Annotated in this window: 13 protein-coding genes; 6 read left to right on the top strand and 7 right to left on the bottom strand. The window is 32.1% G+C overall.

Going from position 1 to position 17,111, the window contains the following annotated elements:
- Window positions 1-102 precede the first annotated feature (102 nt).
- Window positions 103-1,638 (bottom strand): glycine--tRNA ligase, encoded by a 1,536-nt coding sequence (locus AWE51_RS16825; RefSeq protein WP_066315666.1) that lies wholly within the window; start codon window positions 1,636-1,638, stop codon window positions 103-105.
- 276 nt (window positions 1,639-1,914) lie between these two features.
- Window positions 1,915-2,796: a hypothetical protein gene (locus AWE51_RS16820; protein ID WP_066315664.1), complete on the bottom strand. Its 882-nt coding sequence runs from the start codon at window positions 2,794-2,796 to the stop codon at window positions 1,915-1,917.
- 74 nt (window positions 2,797-2,870) lie between these two features.
- On the opposite strand from AWE51_RS16820, the gene AWE51_RS16815 reads away from it, so the two are divergent.
- Together AWE51_RS16815 and AWE51_RS16810 are read left to right on the top strand one after the other, a co-directional pair.
- Window positions 2,871-3,551 carry a ComF family protein gene (locus tag AWE51_RS16815; protein WP_066315659.1) on the top strand — a complete coding sequence of 227 codons (681 nt, stop codon included), beginning with the start codon at window positions 2,871-2,873 and terminating at the stop codon, window positions 3,549-3,551.
- A gap of 67 nt (window positions 3,552-3,618) precedes the next feature.
- A complete protein-coding gene (locus AWE51_RS16810; protein WP_066315655.1) occupies window positions 3,619-5,232 on the top strand; it encodes an Ig-like domain-containing protein in 1,614 nt (537 codons plus the stop codon).
- Here the strand turns inward: AWE51_RS16810 and AWE51_RS16805 are convergent.
- On the bottom strand, window positions 5,224-6,006 hold the full coding sequence (locus tag AWE51_RS16805; RefSeq protein WP_066315653.1) for an amidohydrolase: 783 nt from the start codon (window positions 6,004-6,006) through the stop codon (window positions 5,224-5,226). The genes AWE51_RS16810 and AWE51_RS16805 overlap by 9 nt on opposite strands.
- A 36-nt stretch (window positions 6,007-6,042) precedes the next feature.
- On the bottom strand, window positions 6,043-6,681 hold the full coding sequence (locus tag AWE51_RS16800) for a MarR family winged helix-turn-helix transcriptional regulator (RefSeq protein ID WP_066315651.1): 639 nt from the start codon (window positions 6,679-6,681) through the stop codon (window positions 6,043-6,045).
- Between the two features lie 140 nt (window positions 6,682-6,821).
- Between AWE51_RS16800 and AWE51_RS16795 the strand changes: the two genes are divergently transcribed.
- The 3 genes from AWE51_RS16795 to AWE51_RS16785 all read left to right on the top strand — a co-directional run bounded on the left by AWE51_RS16795 (window position 6,822) and on the right by AWE51_RS16785 (window position 13,141).
- Window positions 6,822-9,176, top strand: a complete 2,355-nt coding sequence (locus tag AWE51_RS16795; RefSeq protein WP_066315648.1) for a TonB-dependent receptor — start codon at window positions 6,822-6,824, stop codon at window positions 9,174-9,176.
- Between the two features lie 148 nt (window positions 9,177-9,324).
- Window positions 9,325-12,753: an isoleucine--tRNA ligase gene (gene ileS / locus AWE51_RS16790; protein ID WP_066315646.1), complete on the top strand. Its 3,429-nt coding sequence runs from the start codon at window positions 9,325-9,327 to the stop codon at window positions 12,751-12,753.
- A gap of 4 nt (window positions 12,754-12,757) precedes the next feature.
- Window positions 12,758-13,141: a TraR/DksA family transcriptional regulator gene (locus tag AWE51_RS16785; RefSeq protein ID WP_066315644.1), complete on the top strand. Its 384-nt coding sequence runs from the start codon at window positions 12,758-12,760 to the stop codon at window positions 13,139-13,141.
- Between the two features lie 80 nt (window positions 13,142-13,221).
- On the opposite strand, the gene AWE51_RS16780 is transcribed toward AWE51_RS16785, so the two are convergent.
- The 3 genes from AWE51_RS16780 to AWE51_RS16770 form a co-directional block, all read right to left on the bottom strand.
- Window positions 13,222-13,911 (bottom strand): Crp/Fnr family transcriptional regulator, encoded by a 690-nt coding sequence (locus AWE51_RS16780; protein WP_066315641.1) that lies wholly within the window; start codon window positions 13,909-13,911, stop codon window positions 13,222-13,224.
- Between the two features lie 489 nt (window positions 13,912-14,400).
- The gene (locus tag AWE51_RS16775) at window positions 14,401-15,288 is read right to left on the bottom strand and encodes a carbonic anhydrase (protein WP_082832485.1); all 888 of its coding nucleotides are present in this window, start codon (window positions 15,286-15,288) and stop codon (window positions 14,401-14,403) included.
- A 170-nt stretch (window positions 15,289-15,458) separates the two neighbouring features.
- Window positions 15,459-16,334 (bottom strand): carbonic anhydrase, encoded by an 876-nt coding sequence (locus tag AWE51_RS16770; protein WP_066315639.1) that lies wholly within the window; start codon window positions 16,332-16,334, stop codon window positions 15,459-15,461.
- A 239-nt stretch (window positions 16,335-16,573) separates the two neighbouring features.
- On the opposite strand from AWE51_RS16770, the gene AWE51_RS16765 reads away from it, so the two are divergent.
- The gene (locus tag AWE51_RS16765; protein ID WP_118504528.1) at window positions 16,574-17,107 is read left to right on the top strand and encodes an RNA polymerase sigma factor; all 534 of its coding nucleotides are present in this window, start codon (window positions 16,574-16,576) and stop codon (window positions 17,105-17,107) included.
- The last annotated feature ends 4 nt before the right edge of the window (window positions 17,108-17,111 follow it).

Raw genomic sequence — 17,111 nt, 5'->3', positions numbered from 1 at the left:
GTAAAATACAACTTAAATTTTGAAAAAAAATACTTAGCTAAAAGATCACAAAAGCTACCAAGATGTTTAGTAGCTTTATAATGAAACGAAATATTAATTATATTATTTCAACCAATACTCTGCATCGGTTTTCTCGGATATTATAGATTTAAGAGCTGTGATAGCAACACGTTTTTGCTCCATTGTATCTCTATCTCTTATCGTTACTGTTTGGTTTTCTACAGTTTCGTGATCTACAGTAATACAAAATGGTGTTCCGTTTGCGTCCTGTCTTCTGTAACGGCGACCAATAGCATCTTTCTCGTCAAACATTACATTAAATTTCCATTTTAGATCATCTACAATTTCTTTTGCAATCTCTGGCAAACCATCTTTTTTAACTAACGGAAGAATTGCTGCCTTAATCGGGGCTACTACAGCAGGTAATTTTAATACTACTCTGGTGCTTCCATCCTCAAGCTCTTCATTTTGTAATGCCTTAGAGAATACTGCCAAAAACATACGGTCTAATCCTACAGAAGTTTCTACTACATATGGGACATAACTTTCTTTTAATTCTGGATCAAAAAATTGCAATTTCTTACCTGAAAACTCTTCGTGTGCTTTAAGGTCAAAATCTGTTCTAGAATGTATTCCTTCTAATTCTTTAAATCCGAAAGGAAAATTAAATTCGATATCTGCAGCAGCATTTGCATAATGTGCAAGTTTATCATGGTCATGAAAACGATAGTTTTCTTCTCCAAGCCCTAAGGAATGATGCCATTTTAATCTAGTTTCTTTCCAGTACTCGTACCATTTCATTTCTTCTCCTGGGCGTACAAAAAATTGCATTTCCATTTGTTCAAATTCGCGCATTCTAAAAATGAATTGGCGTGCTACAATTTCGTTTCTAAAGGCTTTACCTGTTTGAGCAATCCCAAAAGGTATTTTCATACGGCCAGTTTTTTGAACATTTAGAAAATTAACAAAGATTCCTTGTGCTGTTTCTGGTCTTAAATAAAGATCCATTGCCGAATCTGCAGATGCTCCTAATTTGGTTCCAAACATTAGATTAAATTGTCTAACATCTGTCCAGTTTTTGGATCCTGTTTCTGGATCTGCAATTCCTAATTCTTCTATTAACGCTTTTACATCTGCTAAGTCATCATTATCTAAAGAGGCAGACATGCGTTTTATTACTTTTTCTTTTTCAGATAGATATTTTACAACTCTGGGATTAGTAGATACAAACTGCTCCTCATCAAAATCATCTCCAAATCGTTTTCTAGCTTTGGTTATTTCTTTTTGAGCTTTTTGATACAGTTTCTCTGCATAATCCTCGATAAGTACATCTGCTCTATATCTTTTTTTAGAATCCTTGTTATCGATAAGAGGATCACTAAACGCATCTACGTGTCCCGAGGCTTTCCAAGTGGTTGGGTGCATAAATATAGCTGCGTCTAGACCAACAATATTTTGATGCATGTTCACCATACTTTTCCACCAGTATTCTCGTATGTTCTTTTTAAGTTCTACTCCATTTTGACCATAATCATATACGGCACTTAAACCATCATAAATCTCACTAGAACCAAATATATACCCATACTCCTTTGCGTGGGCGATAACTTTTTTAAATGTATCTTCTTGCTTTGCCATTTTAGTTATTTAAAATTTTTGAAAACAATTTCTTTTCAAAAATTTCGATTAAAAATTAAGAACGGATATATGATATATACGTTCTTTTGTTAAAACTTTAACCGATTACGTAGTATATCGTTAATGTTTTTTAAAACTTGCCTCGCAAAAATAATTCAATTTAAATGATTTAAAAACGAATTTTATCATTTAATAAGTAAAGCAAGTAATTTCTGAAAAATGCATAAAAAAACCGCCATACTTTCATACGACGGTTTTTATTATATACGCTTATAATTATTTCAATTCGAACTGTGTATTAGAGATCATTCTTGGCCCAGAGAATAGGTTAACTACATAGTTTCCTTTTACTAATTCTCCTTCGGCTGCATCAACTAGGACACAAACATCTAACTCATCATTTTCATAAAATACTTTGTTTCGCCCACTATATGTTAGTATAGCGTCATCAAAGTTTACTGAGATTTTATCTCCGATAAGATTATTTTCAGGGTTTATAACCTGTACAAAAAGCTCTTTATCTCCTTTTTCGGTTAATTTATTGGGCGAAAGTGTAAAACACACTCTCACTTTATCTGCTTTACTTGCTCTAGGAGTAGTAGAGATTTTACCACTGTTACGCACACGCACACCTTCTGCTTTAATATTTGCAGCAGTAAGAGCTGATCCTCTTTCTACAATCTCTGCAAGTCTACTGTTTTGTGTTTGTAAAGAGTCTGAAAAAATAATTCTTTGATTTAATGCTACAGATGTACTATCAAGATCTGTTGCAAGTTGCGTATTTGCAACTGTCAAACTATCTGCAAGTTTAAACAATCTTTCTCTTTCTTTCTTAAGCTTTCCAACTTCTCTTCTATATCTAGAAATCAAGGCTAAATTAGCTTCATTCTTTTCTACACTATCCAAAAGCACTACAATACGTTCTTTTGCTTTAAGTAAATGATCATCCATTACCTCATTAAGCGCAATAGCATTATCATACTTTGTAATCAATTCTCCTAGTTCACTTTCAATAAGATCCTTTTCTTTTTGCAAAATTGCTTTATTTTCCTTCTCTTCGTTATAAAACTTATAAGTAAAAATACCCAGAATAAGTAACAGCGCTCCTAGAACACCGATAAGAATTTTAAGGGTCAAGTTATTGTTTTGAGTTGTCATAATAATGTATTTCTAATTTTTGATGGTTATTTCAATAGTTAAATATAATAATTAATGTTAATCTCTCTACTAAAATGCTAAGAGACTTGGCTTATTTATTTTATCCAGTATACTGTGCAGCCTGTGACAGTCCACTTTATAAAAACGAAAGGTTGCTATGCACTTCTTGCAGACATGAGCTTCCTTTGAGTAATTTCCATAACGTAAACGCAAAAAAAATTGAAAAAGTATTTTATGGTCGTGTCAAAGTAGAAAATACGTGTTCCTTATTTATATTTCGCAAAGATAGTTTAGTTCAGAATTTAATTCATAATCTTAAGTATAAAGGGAGAGAAGAAATTGGAAAAGAATTAGGAAAGTGGCTAGGAGATGAATTAATTCAAAAACCTGATTATCAAGATATTGATTTTGTAATACCTGTACCTCTACACAAAAAAAGATATCGCGAACGCGGCTATAATCAAGTGGCAAAATTTGGAATAGAAATAGCTAAAAAGCTTGAAATAACCTATATAGATACTGTTCTCAAAAAAAAATCCTACAATAAAAAGCAATCTAAACGCGAACGTCTTCGCAGATGGGATAATACTTCTGAAACATTTAGCATAGAAAATGAGTCTTTACTGAAAAACAAACATATTTTACTTGTAGATGATATTATAACAACTGGTGCTACTATAGAAGCTTGTATACAAGCTTTAAAAGTTATCCCTGGAATTAAAATTAGTGTAGCAGCCATGGCAATTACAGAATAGTATTTTATTAAGTTTTTTTGTTTTTCAATATAATTGTTTCTTTGTGTCTTTAAAATATTAGGGTAATATGAACAAAAGGATAAATACCATATTGATACCTGTCTTGGCATTGGTTTTTATAATTAGCTGTGCAAAAAAAGGTTCAATTTCTGGTGGAGAAAAAGATGAGACACCTCCTGTTTTCGTGAAAGCTTTTCCTCCTAATTTCTCTACAAATTTCGATAAAAAAGAAATTCGTATTTATTTTGATGAATATATTAAACTAAAGGATGCTCAACAGCAGATTATTGTTTCTCCGCCAATGGATCCAAAACCGACTATAACCCCGTTAGGTGGAGCAAGCAAGTACATAAAAATTCAATTTGAAGACACTCTGCTCGTAAACACTACATATAGTATCAATTTTGGAGAAAGTGTTGAAGACAATAATGAAGGAAATGCATATCCCTTTTTTAGATATGTATTTTCTACTGGAGATTTTCTTGATTCTTTGAGTATAAAAGGTACTATTACCGATGCCATAAAAAATGAAGCCGATCCTAATATTACCATTGCGCTTTACGAAATAGACGAAGAATATTCGGACTCCCTTGTATTTAATACAGTGCCACGATATGTAACTAACACATTAGATAGTACTGTTTTTAATTTTTACAATCTTAAAAAAGGAAAGTTTAAACTTATAGCTCTTAAAGATGCATCTTCGAACTACCTGTATGAACCAAAACAAGATAAGATAGGTTTTTATGAAGATATTGTTACTATACCAGAAGATACTGCTAAAATTTTTAACCTAAACTTATTTAAGGAAGTACTGGGTTATAAAGCCTTACTGCCAAAGCAAGTTTCTAAAAACGAATTTATATTTCCATTTGAAGGGCAACTTGATAGTATGAAAATAAAACTATTAAGTGACACTCCTGAAGATTTTAAGGAGCTAGTTTACAAGGATCAGAAAAAAGACACATTACATTATTGGTTCAAACCTTTCTTTGAAACTGATTCTTTGATTTTCGAGGTTACAAACACAAAGGGATATAGAGACACCTTAATTACCAGATTTAAAGATCAATATAAAGACTCTTTACAACTATCGTCATCTATACGCTCTACTGTAAAATTAAATCAAAATTACACGTTTACAGCAAATACACCTTTAGATAGTATTAATCAAGAAAAAATAACTTTAACCGATAAAGATACTCTTAATGTTCCTTTTTCTGTAAAGCTAAATACTTCAAAAAATGAAGCTGAATTAATTTTTGATAAAGCTGAAGACAATAGTTACACATTACAAATGCTCCCCGAAGCTGTTAAAGATTTTATCGGTAATGTGAATGATACGATTAATTTTAATTTTAGAACAAAAAAATTGGCTGATTATGGTACTATTTTCCTTACGCTACAAAATGTCAAAACATATCCTGTAATAGTCCAAGTTACTAATGAAAAAAACGATGTAATCTCAGAAAAGATTGCAGAAAAAGAAGAATTAATCACCTTTGATCACCTTAATCCTGGTAAATATCTTATACGAATCATGATTGATTCAAATAAAAATGGAAAATGGGATACCGGAGACTTTTTAAAAGGAATACAACCAGAAGTTGTTCGATATTTCCCCGATTTAATCGATGTTCGTGCCAATTGGGAATTAAAACAAACTTTTATTCTAGAGTAAATTAAAAGCGTCTGAATCTTTTAAAAATGGTAATTTAGTTCTAACCTTAGAAATATGAGATTTATTTAATGTTGCATATAAAATAACCTCTTTTTCAATTGGTTCTGTTTCTATAACAGAATGCCCGAGAACATCATACACTGCTGAATGCCCATTATATTCATACCCTTTTCCGTCTAGACCTATTCGATTTACACCAACACAGTAGCACATATTTTCGATGGCTCTTGCTTGTAATAATGTATCCCATGCATTTATTCTAAGTTTTGGCCAACTGGCTACATATAGTAATACATCGTACTCTGAAGTATTTCTAGCCCATACTGGAAATCTAAGATCATAACATATCTGAGGTTTTATTTTCCAACCTTTAAACGATATTATAACTTCTTTTTGACCCGCAGTAAATACCTCATCTTCTTTTGCCAAAGTAAATAACTGATGTTTATCATAAGTTTGATAACTACCATCTGGAAAAACAAACACTAATCGATTGTAATACTTTTTACCATCTTGTATGATCAAACTTCCAGTGATAGCACATTGTTTTGTCTTAGCCATAGTAACAAGCCACTTTATAGTATCTCCATCCATTTTTTCTGCAACTTCAGAAGCATTCATTGTAAACCCAGTAGTAAACATTTCAGGCAAAACAATCAGATCTACCTCGGTTGGTATTGAGTTTATTTTTTGTTCAAATGCCGCTCGATTGTGTATTGCATTTTCCCAAGCTAAATGAGATTGAATAAGTGCTATATTTAAAGTATCATTCATAGGTTAAAAATAGTAAAATCTATCCGTTATCATTTTCTATTGATTTGCATATTTTTTTATAATCAAATTTAAATCTTTCTCTTCTTCTAAATATATCGGAAAATGAAAATCATCTAATTTCTTGAGTGTTTTTAATAATGTAATTTGCTCGGTAGTTGTTAAAGTGCCACTAACCATTTTTGCAGCTTTATGCGCCTCAGAATACGCTTTTATAACATTTTCTTCACCATTTATAGTTAATCTTAGTAGCTTACTTCTTTTATCATCTGGATTAGGAAACTGTTCTATAATCTCATTTTTCAGTAAGCGTTTAATAACTTCCATACCTGAAGATTTGTCATATGCCATTTTTCTAATTAACTCTGTTTTCCCAATAGATCCAGAACGATGAAGTATTGCTGTAAATGCAAAATCCATATCAGTAGCAAATGGCAAATCAATTAATGCCGACTTAATATATACATTAGAATATCTACTCATTCTACCAATATAGGCAGCTATCTCTGCTTCTATACTGTGTCCTGTTATTTCATATTCTTCTGTTGCGATAGTTTCGTCTAGATATTTAGATAACCAACTCGAAAACGATTTTATCGTGATATCTCTATCTAATCTATTCGTTACAAACTCTCCTGTAAGATTAATTAATTGCTTTATTAATTCATAAATCTTCATTAATACTATTTTTTAACATTAAATTAAAATTATTTACTACTATATAATACTATTTTTGTTTAATCTTTGCAGTGAAATGATAAACAACCTTAATTACAAACTTAAATATGATCTGTTTTAAAACATTAAAACCTCTAACTATGAATATCAAAAATACTGTTTTAGTACTTTCTTTACTATTAGTTTCGAATATCTATGCTCAGGTATATGGCGAATTATCAGGAAATGTAACAGACCAAACAGGTCAACCTATTCTTGGTGCTTCAGTTTTTCTAGAAGATACAGAAAAAGGAGCACAAACCGATTTTGATGGTAATTATCGTATTGAAAACGTAATTCCTGGATCTTATAATCTTATTGTAAGTTATGTGGGATTCGAAACACAAGCAAAATTTAATGTAATTGTAAGATCAAAAGGAACACCCAGTTATAATTTCACACTAAAAGAATCAGCAGAAGCCCTAGATGAAGTTGTGATTAGTAATGCAAACAAAATAACTAGACCTAAAGAAACACCTTTGTCTACTCAAACGTTATCTGCTGTAGAAATTGCCACGTACCCAGGAAGCAATAATGATGTTGTACAAGTTGCCCAGACATTGCCCGGTGTTTCTCCATCTATTGGCGGATTTCGTAACGATTTGATCATACGTGGTGGTGCTCCTAATGAAACTGTATATTATTTGGATGGAATGGAAGTGCCAAATATCAATCATTTTAGTACGCAAGGAAGTGCCGGTGGTCCAGTAGGACTTATCAATGTGTCATTTATTGATAATGTAACCTTATCTACTTCTGCTTTTGGAGCCCAATATGACAACCCTCTCTCGGGGGTATTACAATTTAGCCAACGTACAGGAAATAATAGAGACTTTACTGGTAATTTTCGAGTAAGCGCTAGTGAAGCTGCACTTACTTTAGAGGGGCCTTTATTTAAAGGAAAAACCGAAGAATCAAAAACTACGTTTTTAGTATCTGCCAGACGTAGTTATCTTCAGTTTTTATTTGAAGTAATTGGACTACCATTCAGACCAAATTATTGGGACTACCAGTATAAAATAAATCATAAAATTAATGCTTACAATGAACTTAATTTTATTGGTTTAGGATCTATCGATGATTTTTCTGTAGAAGCTCCAGAAGATTTTGACGCCGAACAACAAGCACAGTTAGAACAAGCACCTTTTATTAATCAAAAAACTAATGCTATTGGTTTAACCTGGAAGAATCGTTTTAAAAATGGTTCTGGATTCATGGAAACTACTCTTAGTAATAATACATTAATTAATGAATTTACCCGATACGAAGATCCAGAAAATGAAACAGGTGTGATTTTTAATAATGATGCAACAGAATCAGAAACGAAACTAAGGTATCAATTAACAAAATTTCTTGATACTTGGAAACTAACCGCTGGTTTTAACATACAATATTCAGACTATACTAATGAAACTATCAATTTAACCGATAATAACATTTTTAATACCGAGATTGACTTTTTCAAATATGGCGTATTTACAAATATCACTAATTCATTTTTTGATGATAAGTTAGATATATCATTTGGTTTTAGGATAGACGATGATACTTTTACAGATGAAGACAATCTACTTTCTACATTCTCTCCTCGATTCTCTTTGTCGTACGAGTTTAAAGAAAACTGGAAATTAAATGGCTCTATCGGAAGATATTACAAGTTACCTCCGTACACCATATTAGGATTCAGAAACAATGAAAATCTTCTTGTAAATCAAGACGTAAATTATACCGTAAGTGATCATTATGTTCTTGGACTACAGCGGTACTTTGGGCCTTCATCAAGTATTTCTTTAGAAGGTTTTTACAAACGATATGATGACTATCCCGTGTCTGTATTGGATGGCGTATCTCTCGCAAATAAAGGTGCTGATTTCGAAATATTAGGTAGTGAAGATGTAGCTACAGTTGGTAAAGGTAGAAGTTATGGTGCAGAACTGCAATTTCAACAAAAGCTTTCTAACAATTTTTATGGGATATTTGCATACACCTGGTTTTATAGTGAATTTACAGGTTTTGACCGCAACACTTATCTACCTTCTGTATGGGATAGTAGACATCTAATCTCATTTACTGGTGGTTACAAACTAAAGAAAAATTGGGAAATAAGTGCACGATATCGATTTGCAGGAAATACCCCTTTTGTTCCTACCGACCTTGATGCAACTCTAGCAAATTACCCAGAAGTAATTTTGGATTATGATCGTCTAGGCGAAGAAAAATTAGACACATTTAGTCAACTTGATTTACGAATTGATAAAAAATGGAACTTTAAAAAACTATCGTTAAACGTGTTTGCAGAAGCTCAAAATGTGCTAGGACAAGCGACTCCAGAACCTACTCAATATGGATTAGGTAGAAATACAAATGGAACTATTATTCAACCTAGAGAGTTAAGCGTCATCGAAACAGAATCTGGACAAATTATTCCTAGTATTGGAATCGTGATTGATTTTTGATACCATATTGTTACTTTTTTATCAAAAAACCGTAAGCTTTGTTAAAAATCATCATAGAGTTACATTTATTTTGTAACGCTATTGGATTTCGTTCTACTTTTTTCAATAAAATCCTTATTTTCGCAGACCTAATAGAAAGAACGATCAAATGAGCACTAAGTTTCCTGAATATAAAGGACTTGACTTACCAAAAGTAGCAGACGAAATACTTAATTTCTGGCAAGAAAATGACATTTTTGAGAAAAGTGTCAATGAACGAGATGGAGCAGAACCTTATGTGTTTTTTGAAGGACCACCTTCAGCAAATGGATTACCAGGTATTCATCACGTAATGGCGCGAGCAATTAAGGATATATTTTGTCGTTACAAAACTCAAAAAGGATATCAAGTAAAACGTAAAGCAGGATGGGACACTCATGGACTACCTGTTGAACTTGGTGTAGAAAAAGAGTTAGGGATCACCAAAGAAGATATTGGTAAAAAAATCACTATTGAAGAATACAATGAGGCTTGTAAAAAAGCTGTAATGCGATATACTGATATATGGAATGATCTTACCCAAAAAATTGGGTATTGGGTGGATATGGATGACCCATATATTACGTACAAGTCCAAATATATGGAGAGTGTTTGGTGGTTACTTTCTCAAATCTATAAGAAAGGGTTACTGTACAAAGGATATACTATACAACCCTATTCTCCTAAAGCAGGTACTGGATTAAGTTCACACGAGCTTAACCAACCAGGAACCTATCAAGATGTTACAGACACAACGGTAGTTGCTCAATTTAAAGTTGCTAGTAATAGTGATCAAAGCCTAAACTCTATTGGTAAAGCATTTAATATTTCTGAAGATATAGAAAACGCATCTTTCCTGGCGTGGACAACCACACCTTGGACATTACCATCAAATACAGCTTTAACTGTAGGGCCAAAAATAGATTATGTGTTAGTAAAAACATTTAATCAATATACTTTTGAACCTACTAATGTGATACTTGCTAAAAACTTAGTGAGCAAACAATTCTCTGGGAAATTTATACTTGCCGAAACCGAAGAAGAAGTTAATGCTTTTAAAGAAGGAGATAAGAAAATCCCTTACATTATAAAAGCAGCTTGTAAAGGAGCTGATTTAGTAGAGATTCGTTATGAGCAATTATTAGATTATGTTCAACCTTATCACAATCCTGAAAATGCATTTAGAGTAATTGCTGGTGATTTTGTTACTACCGAGGACGGAACAGGAATAGTGCACACCTCGCCAACTTTTGGTGCAGATGATGCTTTTGTTGCTAAACAAGCAAAACCAGAAGTTCCTGCATTATTGGTAATGGATGAAAATGATAACTTGGTCCCTACTGTAGATTTACAAGGTCGATTTATCAAAGAACTTGGGGATCTTGGTGGAAAATATGTAAAAAACGAATATTATGATGACGGCACTGCTCCTGATAAATCAGTTGATGTAGAAATTGCCATCAAACTTAAGATTGAAAACAAAGCTTTTAAGGTTGAAAAATACGTGCATAGTTATCCAAATTGCTGGCGTACAGATAAGCCTGTTTTATACTACCCATTAGATTCATGGTTTATTAAAGTTACAGACTTTAAAGACCGTATGCACGAACTTAATCTAGGTATTAACTGGAAACCTAAAGCTACTGGAGAAGGACGTTTTGGAAACTGGCTTGCAAATGCCAATGACTGGAATTTATCTCGTTCTCGTTTTTGGGGAATCCCTCTACCTATATGGCGTACAGAAGATGGTAAAGAAGAAATTATTATAGGTTCGATAGAAGAACTAAAATCCGAAATGGATAAAGCTGTAAAAGCAGCAATATTAGAGCAAGATATTTTTGTCGAGTTTACAGTTGGAGATATGAGTGAAGAGAACTATGACAAAGTAGACCTTCATAAAAATGTAGTAGACCAAATAACGTTAGTCTCTCCTTCAGGAAAACCAATGAAACGAGAAAGCGATCTTATCGATGTCTGGTTTGATTCTGGTTCTATGCCATATGCGCAGTGGCATTATCCTTTTGAAAATAAAGAAAAAGTAGAATCTGGTGATGGTCAAGCTGATTTCATTGCAGAAGGTGTAGATCAAACCAGAGGATGGTTTTATACATTGCATGCTATTGCAACCATGATTTTTGATGATGTAGCTTATAAAAATGTCGTATCTAATGGCCTAGTTCTAGATAAAAATGGTCAAAAAATGTCAAAAAGATTAGGGAATGCCGCTGATCCTTTTGAAACGCTAAAAACATATGGACCAGATGCAACTCGCTGGTATATGATAAGCAATGCAAATCCCTGGGATAATCTAAAATTTGACATTGAAGGAATTGGTGAAGTGCGTCGTAAATTTTTTGGCACATTATACAATACGTATTCATTCTTTACACTATATGCCAATATCGATAACTTTAATTATAGTGAAGATGATATTGCACTAAAAGATCGCCCAGAAATTGACCGATGGATTCTTAGTGAACTGCATACGCTAATCAAAAATGTAGATGAGTATTATAATGATTATGAACCCACAAAAGCTACCAGAGCTATTTCTGATTTTGTGCAAGAAAATTTAAGTAATTGGTTTGTACGATTAAGCAGAAGAAGATACTGGAAAGGGGATTATCAACAAGATAAAATTTCTGCATATCAAACACTTTATACGTGTATGCTAACTGTAGCTAAACTTGGTGCTTCTGTCGCTCCGTTTTTTATGGACCGATTATATAAGGATTTAGTTGCCGTAACTGGAAAAGAAGCTCATGAAAGTGTACACTTAGCACATTTTCCAGAATACAATGTAGCATTCGTTGATAAAGCATTAGAACATAAAATGCAAAAAGCGCAGACCATCTCTTCTTTAGTTCTTTCTTTACGCCAAAAAGAAAAAATTAAAGTCCGTCAGCCATTACAACGCATAATGATACCTGTATTAACTGATGCAGAAAAAATAGAGATCAATGATATTGCCGATTTGATCAAAACAGAAGTAAATGTTAAAGAAATTGAACTTATCGATGATGCTTCTGGGATACTAGTAAAACAAATCAAACCTAATTTCAAAGCTTTAGGCCCAAGATTTGGGAAAGATATGAAGTTGATAGCCAATAAGATACAATCTTTTGATCAAGAAGCCATTAAAATTCTTGAACAAACTGGCAATTATACTGTAGAAATTAACGATAAAATTATTACTTTAGAAACTAGTGATGTAGAAATTAGTTCTCAGGATATAGAGGGTTGGTTGGTTGCAAACTCAGGTTCATTGACAGTAGCATTAGATGTTACTATCACTCCAGACTTAAAAAAGGAAGGAATCGCCAGAGAACTTGTAAACAGAATCCAAAATATACGTAAGGATAGTGGATTTGAGGTGACTGATAAAATAGGTATTGTTTTTCAGGAAAATAACACCATTAAAGAAGCTATAAGCACTAATGAAACATACATTAAAAATGAAACCTTAACCGAGACTATTGAGTTTGCAGCAGATGTAATAAATGGTACAGAAATTGCGTTTGATGACATTGCAACACAATTGGTAATAAAAAAACATTAAGAGAATGGCAGAAGACATCAAAGTAAGGTACAGCGATAGCGATTTGGAGAATTTCAAAAAAATTATCGTTAAGAAAATGGAAAAAGCACAGAACGACTTAGAATTACTTCGAAGTGCGTATAAAAATGATGGGAATAATGGAACTGATGATACTTCTCCTACATTTAAAGCATTTGAAGAAGGAAGCGAGACTATGTCGAAAGAAGCGAATACTCAACTTGCAATAAGACAGGAGAAATTTGTACGTGATTTGAAAAATGCATTATTACGAATCGAAAACAAAACCTACGGTATCTGTCGTGTTACAGGAAAACTAATTAATCCTGAAAGATTAAAATTAGTTCCGCATGCAACACTTAGCATTGAAGCTAAAAATATGCAGAGTTAGTAGAAAAGAAACTAGAAACAATTAAAGTATAAGGATGTCTTTCTTAAAGGGCATTCTTATTTTTTTTTTAAATACACTTCTTAAATTATATTACAAATCTTAACTAGCTTATCCATATTTGTTATGTACAAATTATTGTCGCTAATTTTAATCACACCTTCTTCTTTAAAATCATGTAAAACACGTACCAGGGATTCTACAGAAGTCCCTACTATATTACTATGATCTTTTCTGGATATCTTAAACCCTTCTTTATCAACCCCAAAAAACTCTCGCAATTTAATAATTGATATTGCACAACGTTCTCTTACATTATGCTGCGCTAATATTCTGGAGTTACTAATAAATACTCCAAATTCATGTGCTATGGTATGTAACAATCTACTTTTAATATCCTCGTTTGAAGTTATTATCTGAGAAAATATCTTTTTAGGAACCAGATTCACAACACAATCTGTTAAACATGCGGCAGAGCAAGAATGTGCTTCTTTAGAAATAAGCTCATGATGACCAATAATATCATTTTCTTTAGCCAAATAAAAGATGTGTTCCCTACCTTCTAGACCAGTGGCGTATTTTTTTATTTTTCCTGAACTTATAATATATGCAGCTACAGGTATAGTTCCTTCATGAAACAACACTTGTCCTTTTTTAAGCCTGAGAATTGTGGTATTTTCTTCAATAAATTTCAGTTCTTTTTTAGGAAGATTTTCTAATACTGAATAATTTATAAACGAATATCTCTTATATGGAAATAATGTATTTATCATTTTTCAATCCAAATATGATATCATTATCTAGTAGAAATACTCTATTTATACATCCTAATTTTAACTAGTATTCTTTTTTTCTTTTTGAAATAAACAACAAGTAAAGACGTATATTTTTGATATCCTAACTAGTTTTGATAGGTTTTAATAGTTGTTAATATACCATCTTTAACTCATAAAATCATTTTTGAGTATATTCTTTTCTCGTTTTTTCTACGAAAAACTTTCGTTTGGTTGTCCAATTATGGTCTTATTTTTGTCATAAATATATCTAAACTAAATGTTAATATTTTGATTGCCAGTAAAATACAAAACGGACACTAATTTCCTTAAAAACACAACGCTAATCTAATAAGTCTAATTAAAAATTAAAAAAACAATCTCTTTAGTCACAACTTTCATCTCTAAAATATGAGGATTTAATAAAAAAAACTGCCCAAAATTTACATTTAGGCAGTTTTAATAATTAGTAAAAAGAGAGGGAACTTTTTAGCTTTTAGTTCGTACTGTTCTTCCATTTAAATCTTGAACAGGTCTATAATTTTTGTGCATTATACTTTCAAATCTGGATAATTGTTCAGCAGAGGCTGTTATTGACTCTTTTACAACATACCACGTCACAATTTCTGAACACCCAGGGGTGGTTAATGAACCATCGTAGGTATAAAATTCCATATTCCCTGGTAATAAATCTTCTACCTTAAATTTAGATCTACTAACATACTGTCCTCCCTCTTCTTTTGGAAGTACACTTAAATATTTACTTAATACCTCATTTTTCTTTCCTTCTTCAAAAAAGATACCTACTACACCTAAAAGTTTGGTAATGGGGTCTTGGTGTACCAAATGCATCTCCATAGGGTATTGTTTCCCATTTATGGTGTGCTCACTCCCGGTATGAAAATGAAATTGTATCAAATCATAGTCAATGTTATTTAATGATGCAGAACTACCTTGATCATAGGTAAATTGTAACGTATGACCGTTATTAAATATATCTGTCTTACTTTCTGTATAATTAATATTAATATTATTGATATCTCCATCTTCTATTACCGAATCGGTAATGATATTAATAGGTGATTGTACATTACCTGCACAATCTACCCATGCTCCGTTACATAAGGTTGACCAAAACTCTGGTCCCTGCGGATCATCTCCATACTCAAAATTACAGTCAGAAGCCGATGCTTTGCCAAAATAACTACTTGCTAACTCCATTTCACTAGTACTAATGGCATTACTTTCAAAAGTTTCTATACCAACCTCCTCATTGTTACAAGAAATAAGAAGTGATAGGGATAAAAAAAGAAGCGCTACTAAAATTGATATCTTTACATGCCTGTTTGTAGATACCGTTAAATTTGTGTTTTTCATAATTCTTTTGTGTTTACGTTGTATAAAAGGAGTTTGTTATTAAATTCAAGATTAATTTTCACATACCATGACCATCTGAAAATACAGCTCTTATTATCAGAGTCTAATAGCTAACAATTATAAGCAGGGTAAATTTTATGGGGTTTATAGAATTAGCTTATTTATATAGTCTAGCTCTTTGTTCTTACTATTCTATCGTTCAATTCTTGTGTTGGTCTATAGTTTTCTCCCATTATTTCTTTAAACCTATTCAATTGATTTGCCGTTGCTGTTATAGGGTCTTGAAGAACAAACCATGTTACTATTTCTGAACAAGCAGGTGTTGTTAGAGAACCACTATAGGTATAAAAGTCTAAATCATCAGGTAACAATTCTGTTACATTAAATTCTTCATCACTTATAAACTCTTCGTTGGCCAACTCTGGCAAATCTCCCAAATACGTTTCTAAAATCTCATTTGATTCTCCTTCTTCAAACATAACACCAATTACTGCCAATAGTCCTGTGTTAGGGTCTTGGTGTACTAGATGCATTTCCATAGGAGCTCTTTGTCCATCTATAGTATGTTCACTACCTGTATGAAAATGAAATTGTATTAAGTTATAATCAATATTGTTTAGAGATGCAAGACTTCCTACATCATATACAAACTCTACTGTAGTACCAGTATTTATAATTTCTGTAGCACTATCATTATAATTAATATTAATGTTATTGATATCTCCATCTTCAAGAACTGTAGTTGTTACGATATTTATTGGTGATTGTGAATTACCGTCACAATCCAACCATAAATCACCGCACAAATTGGCCCATAACTCTGGTCCTTCAAGACCTTCATATCCAAAAGTGCAATCTGTAGGGTCAGATTTACCGTAATACATGTTCGCCAATTCCATCTCGCTGGTTGCTCTTGAATTTGTATCCTGTACTGTAGGGGTTTGTAAACTTTCATTTTCACAAGAAGATACTATTAGTAAAGACCATGCTACTAAAATTAATACCCCTAATCGTGTAGTTAATACATTTTGACTTTTGTGTGTCATAATAGTTTAAATTTAGTTTGTAGATTTTTACCGAAAATAATCACTAGTAAGAACTCAAAACTCAAAATAAATCAATGAAATACCTGTTTTTGATCAATCAAAAAAGAAGCTTTAATCAATACTTATATTGACATAAATCAACTATTTATATAAAATGTGAATAAAAAACCAACCAACATGTAACCTTTTTGCATAACAGAGGTATTAGTAATAAAGCCAACCGAAAAAAGAGTAACATCTTGAAAAAATTAAATGACGAAGAGTTAATGATTTTAGTATCTAAAGGTGATTTAGATATGATGACTATTCTTTTTGATAGATATCATCTCAAAATTTTCAATTATGTATTGAAAATGACAAGAGATCGAGAAATCAGTCAGGATATCACTCAAGAAGTTTTTTATAAGGCAATTAAATATAGAGCTTCTTATAAAAAAGGTAAGTTTTCATCATGGCTATATACAATCGCTAGAAATGTATTTTCTGATCACTACCAACGTCAAAAAAACAAAGATCAACGTATAGACGACATTGTTTATAGAATGGAAGATCAACAAATTGATACTGTAGAACAAAATGAAACAAGAGAGCAATTACATAAAGCTCTAGACAAATTACATGATGGTGATAAAGAGCTAATTGTTATGAATCGCTACCAAGGAATTAAATATCAAGAAATTGCCGAAATAACAGGCTCTACAGTAGGAGCGGTTAAAACTAAAGTGCACAGGGCAATTCACAAATTAAAAGATCATTATTTACAAAACATATAATATT

Origin of the sequence: Aquimarina aggregata (genome assembly GCF_001632745.1) — a bacterium.
Taxonomy (GTDB): domain Bacteria; phylum Bacteroidota; class Bacteroidia; order Flavobacteriales; family Flavobacteriaceae; genus Aquimarina; species Aquimarina aggregata.
This window is presented reverse-complemented; position numbering and strand designations above follow the sequence as displayed.

What these genes read in the sequence shown, in the direction of transcription:
- AWE51_RS16795 (WP_066315648.1), top strand. Translation starts at nt 6,822, where the DNA reads ATGAATATCAAAAATACTGTTTTAGTACTTTCTTTACTATTAGTTTCG.
- AWE51_RS16820 (WP_066315664.1), bottom strand. Translation starts at nt 2,796, where the DNA reads ATGACAACTCAAAACAATAACTTGACCCTTAAAATTCTTATCGGTGTT.
- AWE51_RS16780 (WP_066315641.1), bottom strand. Translation starts at nt 13,911, where the DNA reads ATGATAAATACATTATTTCCATATAAGAGATATTCGTTTATAAATTAT.
- AWE51_RS16815 (WP_066315659.1), top strand. Translation starts at nt 2,871, where the DNA reads ATGCTAAGAGACTTGGCTTATTTATTTTATCCAGTATACTGTGCAGCC.
- AWE51_RS16770 (WP_066315639.1), bottom strand. Translation starts at nt 16,334, where the DNA reads ATGACACACAAAAGTCAAAATGTATTAACTACACGATTAGGGGTATTA.
- AWE51_RS16800 (WP_066315651.1), bottom strand. Translation starts at nt 6,681, where the DNA reads ATGAAGATTTATGAATTAATAAAGCAATTAATTAATCTTACAGGAGAG.
- AWE51_RS16810 (WP_066315655.1), top strand. Translation starts at nt 3,619, where the DNA reads ATGAACAAAAGGATAAATACCATATTGATACCTGTCTTGGCATTGGTT.
- AWE51_RS16825 (WP_066315666.1), bottom strand. Translation starts at nt 1,638, where the DNA reads ATGGCAAAGCAAGAAGATACATTTAAAAAAGTTATCGCCCACGCAAAG.
- AWE51_RS16785 (WP_066315644.1), top strand. Translation starts at nt 12,758, where the DNA reads ATGGCAGAAGACATCAAAGTAAGGTACAGCGATAGCGATTTGGAGAAT.
- ileS (WP_066315646.1), top strand. Translation starts at nt 9,325, where the DNA reads ATGAGCACTAAGTTTCCTGAATATAAAGGACTTGACTTACCAAAAGTA.
- AWE51_RS16805 (WP_066315653.1), bottom strand. Translation starts at nt 6,006, where the DNA reads ATGAATGATACTTTAAATATAGCACTTATTCAATCTCATTTAGCTTGG.
- AWE51_RS16775 (WP_082832485.1), bottom strand. Translation starts at nt 15,288, where the DNA reads ATGAAAAACACAAATTTAACGGTATCTACAAACAGGCATGTAAAGATA.